Annotated in this window: 7 protein-coding genes and 2 pseudogenes; 2 read left to right on the forward strand and 7 right to left on the reverse strand. The window is 46.9% G+C overall.

The annotated features are described in order from the left end of the window. Positions 1–70: 70 nt before the first annotated feature. The 3 genes from H5647_RS18485 to H5647_RS18495 all read right to left on the reverse strand — a co-directional run bounded on the left by H5647_RS18485 (position 71) and on the right by H5647_RS18495 (position 4,866). Positions 71–1,486 (reverse strand): M20/M25/M40 family metallo-hydrolase, encoded by a 1,416-nt coding sequence (locus H5647_RS18485; protein WP_121495391.1) that lies wholly within the window; start codon positions 1,484–1,486, stop codon positions 71–73. Between the two features lie 140 nt (positions 1,487–1,626). Then, positions 1,627–3,015, reverse strand: a complete 1,389-nt coding sequence (locus H5647_RS18490; RefSeq protein WP_045860537.1) for a DUF2130 domain-containing protein — start codon at positions 3,013–3,015, stop codon at positions 1,627–1,629. A 249-nt stretch (positions 3,016–3,264) separates the two neighbouring features. Beyond that, entirely contained in the window at positions 3,265–4,866 is a 1,602-nt protein-coding gene (locus tag H5647_RS18495) for a cation:proton antiporter family protein (protein WP_045860538.1), read from the reverse strand. A 398-nt stretch (positions 4,867–5,264) separates the two neighbouring features. On the opposite strand from H5647_RS18495, the gene rlmF reads away from it, so the two are divergent. Beyond that, positions 5,265–6,218 (forward strand): 23S rRNA (adenine(1618)-N(6))-methyltransferase RlmF, encoded by a 954-nt coding sequence (gene rlmF / locus H5647_RS18500; protein ID WP_045860539.1) that lies wholly within the window; start codon positions 5,265–5,267, stop codon positions 6,216–6,218. A gap of 295 nt (positions 6,219–6,513) precedes the next feature. Continuing rightward, positions 6,514–8,622 (forward strand): annotated as a pseudogene (locus H5647_RS18505) (glycoside hydrolase family 3 N-terminal domain-containing protein); the annotation flags it as partial. Here H5647_RS18505 and H5647_RS22505 read toward each other — a convergent pair. The 4 genes and pseudogenes from H5647_RS22505 to hemG form a co-directional block, all read right to left on the reverse strand. Continuing rightward, positions 8,602–8,676: pseudogene (locus tag H5647_RS22505) on the reverse strand (hypothetical protein); the annotation flags it as partial. The pseudogenes H5647_RS18505 and H5647_RS22505 sit on opposite strands and share 21 nt — an antisense overlap. Then, on the reverse strand, positions 8,676–9,536 hold the full coding sequence (locus H5647_RS18510; protein WP_045860540.1) for a PA4780 family RIO1-like protein kinase: 861 nt from the start codon (positions 9,534–9,536) through the stop codon (positions 8,676–8,678). The pseudogene H5647_RS22505 and the gene H5647_RS18510, both read right to left, overlap by 1 nt. A 728-nt stretch (positions 9,537–10,264) precedes the next feature. Further along, positions 10,265–11,224 carry a transcription termination factor Rho gene (gene rho, locus H5647_RS18515; protein ID WP_052692188.1) on the reverse strand — a complete coding sequence of 320 codons (960 nt, stop codon included), beginning with the start codon at positions 11,222–11,224 and terminating at the stop codon, positions 10,265–10,267. 221 nt (positions 11,225–11,445) lie between these two features. Continuing rightward, on the reverse strand, positions 11,446–11,973 hold the full coding sequence (gene hemG, locus H5647_RS18520; protein WP_045861533.1) for a menaquinone-dependent protoporphyrinogen IX dehydrogenase: 528 nt from the start codon (positions 11,971–11,973) through the stop codon (positions 11,446–11,448). Between the last annotated feature and the right edge of the window lie 371 nt (positions 11,974–12,344).

Consider the following 12,344-nt stretch of genomic DNA (forward strand, 5'->3'; position numbering starts at 1 on the left):
GTACTGTTAGCGCAGGCTAACAGTGTAATTTGACCTTTTCGTGACCACGGCACCTCGCCCCTAAACCGCACTATCGAAAATCAATATCGGTATTCGCAACAAGGTAAATAAACGCCGCCCACGCCGCTATATTTTGCTGCAATGTCTCGATTGAAATTTTATCCAAGGTATCGTCTGCCGTATGGTGATAATCAAAATAATCGGTGCCATCTTGTTTTAATTCTATGACAGGCACACCCTCGGCTTTCATAAACTTAAGATCCGGCCCACCGTAAGATTCATTATCACCGGGCACTACATTCAATCGCTTTAACTCACCTTGCAATGCGGTCACGCCGCCGAGTTTACTCTCCTGTACGTTTAACGAGCCTAAGCGCCATACCACACCAGCACCAAAATCGGACTCTGCAATAGCGACATGCTGAGCCAACGTTGCCTTATGTTTTTCAGCATAACGCTGCGCACCTACCAGCCCGACCTCTTCAGAGCCAAACAACACCACCCGAATCGTTCGGCGAGGCCCTTCTGGAAGCGCTTCAGTCACTAATTTGGTCGCTGCCAGCACGATAGCGACACCCGCTCCGTCATCAATAGCACCGGTACCCAAATCCCACGAATCGAGGTGAGCCCCGACGAGCACAATTTCGTCTGGTCGTTCACGCCCCACAATATCGGCCACGATATTGCCAGAAGCAGCACTAGGACGAGTCTCCGTTGTAACGGTAAGCCTCAGCCTTACGTTGTTATCTTTCGCTAACATGCGCATCAATTGGTCAGCATCCGCTGCGGCCAAAGCCACGGTTGGAACACTAGGGGCCGCATCGTCCGTTACTCTTCGCATTTGCCCTGTATGTGCAAAGCGATGCGTAGACGTACCAACCGAACGTATTAAAGCCCCGATCGCGCCCACCCTATGCGCTTCATATGCGGTTAAACGACGCTTCGCTACCGCCGCCCCGTAACCAGAACCGTCCTGCGTGCGGGCCATAGTATCGTTAATAAAAACAATAGCCCCTTTTAAACCGTTATCATCCACCAACCCCAGCGCTTCTATAGCGTTAAACACCACCACCTGCCCCTCAACACCATCCGGGCCCGTCGAAACACTTCCGCCGAGCGCGGTCACAACAAGCGGCTGCGGAAATGGTGCTAGCACTTCTGCACGCTCGATACCACGCTGCCAGAACGGTAATATAAAGGGCTCTTCCTTTATACGGTCAAAATCTAATTGCTCCAATGTCGAAACGGCCCATTCTCTAGCACGCGCTTCTGCCTGCGACCCAGCCAAACGAGGGCCAACTTCCGTCGTTAACGATTCAACAATTTGATAACCTCTTTTATCGACCAAACCTTTATCAATAATCTGTTGGGCTTTTATTTTTTGCGCTGGGGTAAAACTATAGGCCTGCACTCCCACCGGCAGCAGTGTAATACCAATAACCAAAAGCGCGGTCATTACACAATGTAAGTGAATCGGGCGAGACATAGAAAGATCCTTGTTTGAAAAAAAATAAGGTGAGCTCTATCACAAACTGCTCATGAAGCAGTGCCCCACTCAACCGCTGAATTGCGCAAAAGACACAGCCAAGAACTAAATTAGCCGCATCATTTCGTCTCTAGAATTTATTAATTATCAAGCTCATCGAACTTAGCCGCCATGGTGGGGTTACGTCGAGTCAGCTTTTTAATGGTTACATCCTGTGCTTTGTCATTTGCTAGCCGGAGGTTTCTATCCGTACCTAACAGAGCGTCCTTAGTTTTTTGTAAATGGGTAATCGACTTATCAATCTCATCAATTGCTGTTTGAAACTTCTTAGAGGCAAGGTCATAATTTTTTGCGAATGCCGTCTTAAAAGTATCTAAATCGTTTTCGAAATTGGTTATATCGACGCTCTGCTCTTTAACAAGCGCTAGCTCCTTTTTATATTCCAGCGACTTCATTGCTGCATTTCGAAGTAGCGTAATGATGGGCAGAAAAAACTGCGGCCGCACGATATACATTCTTGGGTAACGGTGAAACACATCGACAATTCCAGAGTTATAAAGCTCGCTATCGGGCTCAAGCAGGGACACCAATACAGCATACTCACAACCCTTTTCTGTACGATCTTTGTCGAGTTCCTTTAAAAAATCTTCGTTCTTTTTCTTGGTCGCAGTGGTATCGATTTCATTCTTCATTTCAAACATAATTGAAACAATTTCAGTGCCAGTGTCGTCCGTGTCACGAAAAATATAGTCTCCCTTGCTGCCACTTCGCGCATCATTATCTTTTTCGAAATAGGCCCTCGGAAACGCTGTTGCTCGAATGCGGTTGAACTCCGTATCGCAGTGCTGTTCTAACGTTTCGCCAACCATCTTGGTCGATAAACGGGCCTTCATATCCCTAAGACGCTCTATCGCGTCGTCGCGATCCTTAAGCTGCGTCTCGTATTTATCCTGGAGCGACTTTTCGGCAAGCTGCTTTTCAAGCGCGACTTGTTTAAGACCGCTCTTCAGTTCGTCGCGCTCCTTCTCTATTGCACTAACAGCACCAGTAATAGCTACCTTCTGTTCAATTACTGTGGTGTCGAGCTTAGCTTTTAAATCCTGTATTTCTTTATCTTTTGTTGCGGTAGTCTCCTGCAGCGCCTTAGCAAACCGCGCATCGGCAAGCTCAGAAGCGGCTTGTTTATCACGCTTAATCTGTTCAAGTTCACTCAGTAACGCGTCTTTCTTTTTTTCGATTTCACCTAGAGCCTCGGTCACCGCGAGTTTCTTCGTGACTTCACCGGCCTCTAATTGGGCTTTTAACGCTTGGATTTCCGTATCCTTTGCTGCGGCGGCCTTTTGCATCTCACCACCCACTTCACTCTTGGCAAGCTGAACTGCATTCAGCTTTTCCTTCTCGGCTAATTCTAACCGTGCATGTAATTGTTGTTCAAAATCACTATCGCGAACCTGCTTTAGAATATCGGCATACCCCGCTTCATCAATCTTAAAGGCTTTATCGCAATGCGGGCATATGATCTCATGCATGTTTTACTCTCTCACTTTGACAATATTCGTATTGATAATTATTGGGTATGTGCTGGCATACTGTTAACAATCGCTCACCCGCACTCTACGCCTAGCGAACAAACAACTAGCCATGGCTACTCGAAACGTGCCCCCGCAGCACCAGTATTTACAAATGCCGGCGTCTAAATTAGGCTATAGTTTTTTTACGCGGAAACGCCAAAAGATTTTTAAAGCATATACCGTGCGCCTTAAAATTTATTAACTTATTTATTTACTTACGAAACTCTGAAGCTCATTGGCGAAGCCCAAACCGGCCTCTGTGTAGATATTGAACGTATGCTCAACGCCAACAGCTTTTAAGGCATCTTCCTCATCACGAAATTTCGTCGTTGCCGCGATACGGCCTCGATACCCCATATCTTTGAGTCGCAGTGCTGCATTCATATTGGCGGTATGTGTAGGCAAGGTCAACAACACCCAATCCAACCCCACAAGTAACTCCGGTGCCCTTGTCCAAAAATCCGGGTTAGTCGCATCGCCGTAAACCACGTTCCTTCCCTCTGCGCTGTGCTGCGTCGCCTTCTCCTGATCGAGCTCCACACCGACCAAATGACTAGGGTCATCCAGCTCCATCGCATTATAGGCCGCGGTGCCCATACGACCCATGCCGAACACCACCACCTTGACGCTACTCAAATCCAGATTCTCTTCGCCCGACAAACGCTTATACCGCTCGAAGCGTTTCAGCGTGGGCCGCCATGTTTGGTACAAACTATCCCGAATATTGACTAACGGCGCGGCAAAAATAAAGGAGACCGACATCACTACGGCAAATACGGCCAGCCATTCTTTCGGTAACCAGCCCGACGAGACTGCGATAGCGCCTACGATTAAACCGAACTCGCTATAGTTCGCTAGGTTAAGAGAGGTGCGCCACGAGCTACTCGCCCTAAGGCTGAACAGGTTAAACAACCCAAAGTAAAGCGCAACCTTTAGCGGCAAAAACACAATGAATAACAGTGCAATCATCACTTCGGTCCAACCCGGCATAACTGTCATGCCAACACTAAGAAAGAAACCCACCAAAAACAGCTCCTTAAAACCAAGCAGCGCTTTTGCCATCTCGGGCGCTTTGGCATGGCTCGCGAACAACATGCCAAATACCAACGCCCCTACATCCGCCTTAATCCCGACCAGTTCGAAGATATCTGCACCCACCAGTGCCAACGTAATACCGAATAAAATCAGTAACTCCCCATGCCCCACCTTGTCGAGTATTGTGTACATTAAGAAACGTAAGGGTATGAGCGCGACCAATGCCAACGCCAGAGGCGTTGGTAGCTTTCCCATCGACACCGCGATAAACACAACTGCCGCGATATCCTGCACCACCAGTACACCAATGGCGATACTGCCGTGCTTGGCACTTGTCGCGCCTAGCTCCTCCAAAATTTTCACCGCGAACACGGTGCTGGAGAAGGACATTGCAAAGCCAATAAGTATGGCGGTTCCCAACTCAATATCAGACAAAAGCGGCAAGCGGGTGTACGAAAGAAGCAGCACCATCGAGGCTACCAACAAAGTGGTAACCGACATATGCAGGGTCGCGACGCCCCACACTTCAGGTCGCACTAACGACTTTAACTTGAGCTTAAGCCCAATGGAGAACAGCAACAGCGTAATACCCAAGTCAGCCATCGCACCCAAAAATTCACCACCCTCAGCTCCTAGTGCGTTGAGCAAGAAGCCCGCGGCCAAGAAACCGACCAGAGGCGGCAAACCCACCGACCTTGTCGCTAAACCACAAACGAACGCGATGGCGATCCAGAGAGGATCACTATAATGAATAGAAATGAGTTGTGTATCCATAACCTGCCTATGAAATAAGCCGTGAGTTCATTTGTAATTTGAAGCCTAGCACTTCAACCCAGAAAAACGCCGCCGTACAAAATACCCTATACAGCGTAATCCAAAGCATGAGCCAAGCCCAACCAAGGCCTAACGTGCCCAACGAACAATTGGTGAGGTCTTCAGGCTCAAAGAGTCACTCACTTTAGTCATTTAACCTTAATGACGCTATACACTTTTGCGAGGCTGCGAATACATTTAGAGAGGAAAGATTACATAGATTACAATAACGCCTTACCCACCATCAATTTGCGAGAGCAGCAACAGACTATGATACCGAGCACATAGTTTAAGATTATAATCACGGGCTCAACCAATTGCCCCCCCCATTACTTAATCTAAACCTCGGACATATTACTGTGAGCACGCACCTTCGAAGCAAAAATAAACAAAGCAAACCGAATAACAAAGGCTTGCACTCGAGGAATATGCACCAACAAGGCTATGACCTTCCATCCCTTGTAAAAAGTTACCCGCCACTAGAGCAATACCTTAAGACAAACACGCACGGTAACCTTTCCGTAGAATTCGCAGAGCCTCTAGCCGTAAAAGCCCTAAACACTGCACTACTAAAGCGACACTACAATATTGTCGATTGGGACATCCCAGAAGGCGCGCTTTGTCCACCCATTCCTGGCAGAGCCGATTACATCCATTACATTGCAGAACTGCTTGGCATCGACGTACCTACGCCCAGCAAGGTCAATACACAACCCAGTATTCACTTGCTCGACATTGGAACGGGTGCAAATGGCATCTACCCACTGCTAGCCTGTCAAATATACGGCTGGCAGTGCGTTGGTAGTGATATCAACCCTCTGTCACTTAAAAATGTTGCCTCAATTATCACAAGTAACCCAACACTAAAAGACGCCTTTATATTGCGCACGCAACACGATAAAAATCGTATTTTTGACGGTATCATTCAAACGGGAGAATACTTCGATGTCAGCGTATGCAACCCTCCCTTCCACGCCTCGCAGGAGGAGGCTCACAAGAGCAACCAACTTAAAATCAACAATCTTGCGCGTAATCGTGGCGAACGCACAAACTCATCACCCACTCTAAACTTTGGCGGCCTAGAAGCAGAGCTTTGGTGCAACGGTGGCGAACGAATGTTCCTAAAAAAACTAATAAAAGAAAGCCAAGAATTTTCATCTCAATGTCGATGGTTTACCAGCTTGGTATCGAAAGCAGATAATGTAAGACCTGCACAAAAACTAATACGCAAACTCGGTGCTACTGACATTAGGGAAATCGAAATGAAACAAGGTAAAAAAATTACACGGCTACTGGCGTGGACATTCCTATAAAAACTGTCAATTGAAGCTTTATACACTACCCCTCTTTTAACTCATCCTTTACGTACTCAATGGTATACACCCACGCTTGCACTTTACTTACTCATTGTCTTTCTGCGCGAAAATCCAGGGTCTATCTATGCTTACTTCAATGTTTACTTCAGTTCGTTCCCACCTTAGCCCACTATTCCCTCTATTAGCGTCTGTGTGGGTTAGCAGTTTTACACCTACCGTGGCCGCAGCCAGCAACGAGTATTTAAAGAGTACATTGCCAACCAATCAACGCGTAGCCGCATTACTGGCCGAAATGACACTTGAAGAAAAAATAGGACAAATGAGTCAATTTGTAGGCGAGGCCGTAAAAGAAGAAATTAACACCCAAGATACCGTATTAGACTACACCCTAGCGCTGGGCGAATTGGCCGACTGGGTTCGGCAAGGCAAAACGGGCTCCTTCTTGAAGGTGGCAACATATGAAGAAGCCAATATTTTACAAAAGCTCGCGCTGGAATCACGTTTAAAGATACCGTTACTGATTGCTACCGATGCGCTCCACGGCCATGGTATGTATAAAGGGGCACCAACAATATACGCCACTCAAATAGGCCTAGCCGCCAGCTTTGACCCCGATCTCGCACAACGTATCGCACAGTATACCGCTGTAGAAATGCGCGCAACCGGTTATCACTGGGCGTTTTCGCCAAATATCGAAGTCGTGCGCGATGCACGTTGGGGGCGTTTTGGTGAAACATTTGGTGAAGACCCACACCTAGTAACCGAAATGGGTAATGCCATGGTGCGCGGGTATCAAGGAAAGGATTTCAGCCAAGCCGATAACGTAATCGCAACGGCGAAACATTTTGTTGCTGGAGGCATTGCCTATAACGGCGTCAATGGTGCTCCCGCCGATGTTTCCGAGCGTAGCTTACATGAAATATTTTTCCCGCCGTTTATTGGTGCAATTAACAATAACGTTTACACCATTATGCCCGCACATACCGACTTGAACGGCGTGCCCTGCCATGCCCATGGTGAATACTTAACGGCATTACTCCGTGAGCAATGGGGGTTTGAAGGATTTTATATTAGCGATTGGAAAGATATTGCCCGATTACAATCGGCCCACCGCATTGTGGCAACCGAAAAACAGGCCGCCGAAGTTGCCGTAAACGCCGGCATAGACATGAATATGCATGGCCCCCAATTTTACAACGACCTACTGGCCCTCGTAAAAGAAGGTGCAATTTCCGAGAGCCGCATAGATAAAGCCGTTAGCAAAATTCTATTCGCCAAATTCCAGTTAGGCTTGTTCGAAAATCGAATAGTGAAAAAGGCAGAAATCGAAACCGTTTTACGCAACCCTACTCACCTACAGACAGCGCTCGAAAGCGCACAAAAATCTCTGGTACTGCTCAAAAACAACCACAACACTTTGCCCATTAACACTTCCGTTAAGCGACTATTCGTAACAGGCCCAAGCGCGAACAACCAAACCATTCTGGGCGAGTGGGCCCAGCTTCAAGCAGCCGATAATGTGACCACCGTACTAGAGGGGTTTCAAGCCCTTGTCACGGAAAGTAAAGCAAACAAAGCGCCACCATCTTTTGACATCGATTACCTCGCGACCCCAGGTTATCAAGAATATTCACAAGACACCCTCAAAAAAGCCGCTCAAAAAGCGCAACAGGCCGATATTGCTGTGGTGGTGGTTGGTGAAAATTCACTACGTTTCGACAAGACCAAAACCAGCGGTGAAAACCTAGACCGAGCGAACCTAGATTTAGTGGGCGACCAACTCAAACTTCTACAAACAATAAAAGCAACGGGCACTCCCCTAGTGGTTGTCTTGATCAACGGCGGGCCAATTGCTTCTGAATGGTTGTACGAGAATGCCGACGCGATTATAGAAGCGTGGGAGCCGGGAATGTTAGGCGGCAAAGCCATTGCGCAAGCAATTGTGGGGGAGTACAACCCGGGCGGCAAATTGCCCATCACCATTCCTCGCTCTGCCGGCCATGTGCAAAGTTTTTACAATCACAAACCTTCCGCATTTCATCGTGGCGGTTTTTATAACAGCCAACGAACACCGCTCTACGAATTTGGACATGGGCTCAGCTATACGCAGTTTGAGTACAGTCATTTACGCGTACCCGCCCATCTTTCTAGTACCGATGCATTATCGATAACGGTTAAAGTCAAAAATACGGGTAACCGCAATGGTGACGACGTGGTATTAATTTACCTAAACGATAAGGTGAGTAGCGTAACCACTCCCGTAAAGAAACTGGTCGCCTTTAAGCGAATTCATCTGAAGGCTGGCGAAACCCAACAGGTTAGTTTTACGCTAAATAGCCACCACCTTGCACTCTATAACGCAAAAATGGTGCCTGTAATAGAACCCGGTGATTTTGACATTATGGTTGGCAACAAAGGCCCCAGAGCAACGTTTAGCTACCGTGCGCGAGCACACTAGAACTCGCCATCCCGTGCAGCTCGCTCTCGTTCTATTCGCTCATCTTCTTCCTGCTTAGCAAACTCAATGATGCGCATCATGGTGGCAATATCCGTATCGACATCAGCTTCGGAAAACTCACCTGTCAATTTGCTATCAGGTTGTAGGTTGCCGTGTTCGTAGAGCTCCCATATCTCTTCGGCAAAATGCGTAATAAGCAAGGTAGGATCGTAACGGCCAAAATACTCGGTCATATTTTTAACATCGCGCGCTAACATCATTTGCGCATTGTTATTGCCAGCGGCGTTCACGGCTTGGGGTAAATCGATCACTACCGGCCCCTGTGCGTCTACCAATACGTTAAATTCCGACAAATCTCCGTGCACAAGGCCCGCACATAACATACGCACAATTTCGACCATCATTCGGCTGTGATAGTCGCGGGCAAGTTCGGGGGTAAAGGTTACGTCGTCTAGACGGGGGGCGGGGTCGCCGTCTGCGTCTTGCACTAAATCCATGAGCAATACGCCATCTACAAAACCGTGGGGCTGGGGTACCCGCACGCCAGCTGCGGCTAGACGGTAGAGCGCATCTACCTCGGCCGTTAGCCATGCATTTTCTTGCTCCTTCTGGCCAAAGCGCGTTCCTTTTGCCATGGCCCGCGCGCGGCGAGAATTGCGTACACTTCGCCCTTCTTGGTACTGCACAGCCTGCTTAAAACTGCGCTTATTTGATTCTTTGTACACTTTGGCACAGCGAATATGCTCGCCACAACGCACCACAAATACTTGCGCTTCCTTACCACTCATTAACTGAAACAGTACATCATCTACTAGGCCATCTTCCACCAATGGCTTTAATCGCTTGGGTATTTTCATAAATTAGGGGTAAAACTTGTTCCTGTCATATAAAACTGAGACGTTGCCAACGGAGTTGAAAAGCAACCGCAATCCACTTTGTGGCCTTCTGAAGAGGACATAATACCTTAAGCAAGCCATGGAGGCAGGCACTTACAGACTTTTGGACCTATATAGCCCCCTCAATTGTCAAACGAACGGCCCCTAAAACCTTGAAAATTAGCAAGGTTTTTCGAAGATCAACATTCCTTCATCCTAATTAATCGCTTTTGGCTTTAAGAAGGCGGTAACGAAGACCTATATTCGGCGTCAACTATGAAAGAAATTATGTTCTATTCATACCTTGGAAATGTCACGCCCAATACTGGCTAGAATAACAAGCCTCCATTGCCATGCGCACGCTTAACCGCGCTACCCTACGCGTGTGGAATATCGAAAAAAGGCGCTTAAAGCTTTAAATACTGCATTCGCACTAACGAGGAAACTTATCGTTTAAGTGGACTTAAGGTGTAATAGCGGTAGTGAGTGATTAACGTGGACGCCCAACTATTCCCCTCACCAAAACACAGATAAAGTGCCTGTCACTTTTCTTACTTTACTTTTACGCCTCTGCAGATTAGCTCTAGCAATCCCTACAGAAAATTCTGGTTCCCATGCTCCAGCGTAGGAGCCTTGGGTCGCTGTACTGTTAGATAGCCTCTCTATAAATAGATATTTAAAACCCCGCACTAATCTACTCTCTTGGTTACCTATCCTTTGGGGGCAAAATGGCTCAACAGCTCAGTATTTGAAGGGTACTTCTTGAGTAATTCAACTAATTTAGTGGCGCCCTCTTCGGGTTTAAGGCCTGAAAGTGCTCTTCGCAAAACCCTTATATTTTCAATGTCTTTGGCTTCAAGAAGAAGCTCTTCACGGCGCGTGCTGCTTTTAGCGATATCCAATGCCGGGAAAATACGCTGATTGGCAATCTTCCGCGACAAAACAATTTCCATATTACCTGTACCCTTAAATTCCTCAAAGATCACCTGATCCATCTGGCTTCCGGTATCGACGAGAATGGTCGCCATAATAGTAAGCGACCCACCATTTTCAATATTTCTAGCGGCGCCAAACATTTTTCGTGGTATTTCCATGGCCCTAGCGTCAAGCCCACCCGACATAGTGCGGCCACTGCCCTTTCGCTCTGTATTATGTACTCGTGCTAGCCGTGTAAGAGAATCAATCACAATCATAACGTTGTGACCCTCACCCGCTTGCTCAGTGGCGCGACGAAGAAGATTATTGGCCACACCGACATGCTGCCCATAGCTTTCATCTGAGGACGAGGCATGTACTTCTGCAGGCACACTGCGCTTAAAGTCAGTCACTTCTTCGGGTCGCTCGTCAATCAGTAAAGCGTACAGCTTTATCTCTGGGTATGCCTTACCGACCGCCTGACAAATATATTTTAAAATAGTGGTTTTCCCAGAGCCTGGAGGAGCAACAAGCAAAGCTCGCTGACCCATGCCGATTGGCGAGATCAAATCTATCGCGCGCGTAGTCGGCTCCGGAGAGCCTAATTCAAGCCGAATGCACGGAGACGGATGGATAGCGACGCCATTTAAAAAGCGTTTCTGTGGGTCATTTTGGGATTCGTCACTCACCGCCTCACTGACTTGCTCAGGCGCGTTGTTCCTTTTCACTTTCAAGCGTAATGTTTTTTTCTTCATGATAATAATTTATAACTCTAAAAAATGGAGGGGTTTTATAGTGGTACAAGATGACTGTACCTCTGGCTCGTTCCCACACTCTTGCATGGAAACCCATACGCACTACCCTATAAATGGTCGTATATTAAAAAAGGGTATATAGCAGGTTATCCACAGGGCGCCTCTACAAGAGGTTCAAAAAAGTTCAGTCAATATTTTTTCTCTGAAGAGCTACCTTACCGCTACATATCGTTAATCCACTGGGCAAAATTCTCGACTTTATTCCAATCTGTAAATTCAACAATAACGGCAGGATCAGTAGGCCCTTTGGTTATCCACATGATAGAGCGGATCATTAAACGATCCCAAAAACGATATTTTGGATAGTCAACTTTACCGGCAAAAACGGCCAGGCCTTTAGGTTTCCAATTTATTTTATTAAGAAATATTTTTAAATACGGATTCGTTTCCGGGGAATTTCTCTCTGGTTTTCGGGCAACAAGATTAACCGTAAAAAAGGCATTTGGTTTACTATCCAAAACCTTCTCATTGTTTTTTATAAACTCATAGATTTTCGGGCTATGTTTTCCATATCGGATACTCGCACCGACAACAATCTTGTCAAATTGTTTAACATCTAAAACGGCTTCGTCAGCAACAGAAAACAACGCCACTTGGTTGGCCTGTAGCTCGATTTTTTCCTTTAATCGCTGACAAATTTCCAGCGTATGACCATCGGTTGTTGAGTAAACAATTAAGATCTTAGCCATTTTTTGTTCCGTAAAATATCCTCGGTATGTTTGTGCACATAATCTCGCAGTCAAAAGCAATGACACGCCAAAAGGGACAGGCGCTATACAGAATAACTCCGGCTCCATACCCCTACGCGATAATCTTACTTCTGCGTACAAGTAATGAGCCTAAAGTGGCTGCCCCTAATGGCTCCCTGCCAAGGTAATATTCCACTGTAAAATACGATCAAATTCCGGCCATAATGTTGTATCGCTCAAATGGGAATAAAGTACCTGACTAACAGTTACTCGCTTAACCCAATGGTCGCATTTACAATAGTCTCTTCTTTAAGAAAAAGGCCTTCGCGGGTTAAGCGCTTGTTTATTACCGCAAGGAGTACATTCCCCAA

The organism is Teredinibacter purpureus (assembly GCF_014217335.1).
GTDB classification, from domain to species: Bacteria; Pseudomonadota; Gammaproteobacteria; order Pseudomonadales; family Cellvibrionaceae; genus Teredinibacter; species Teredinibacter purpureus.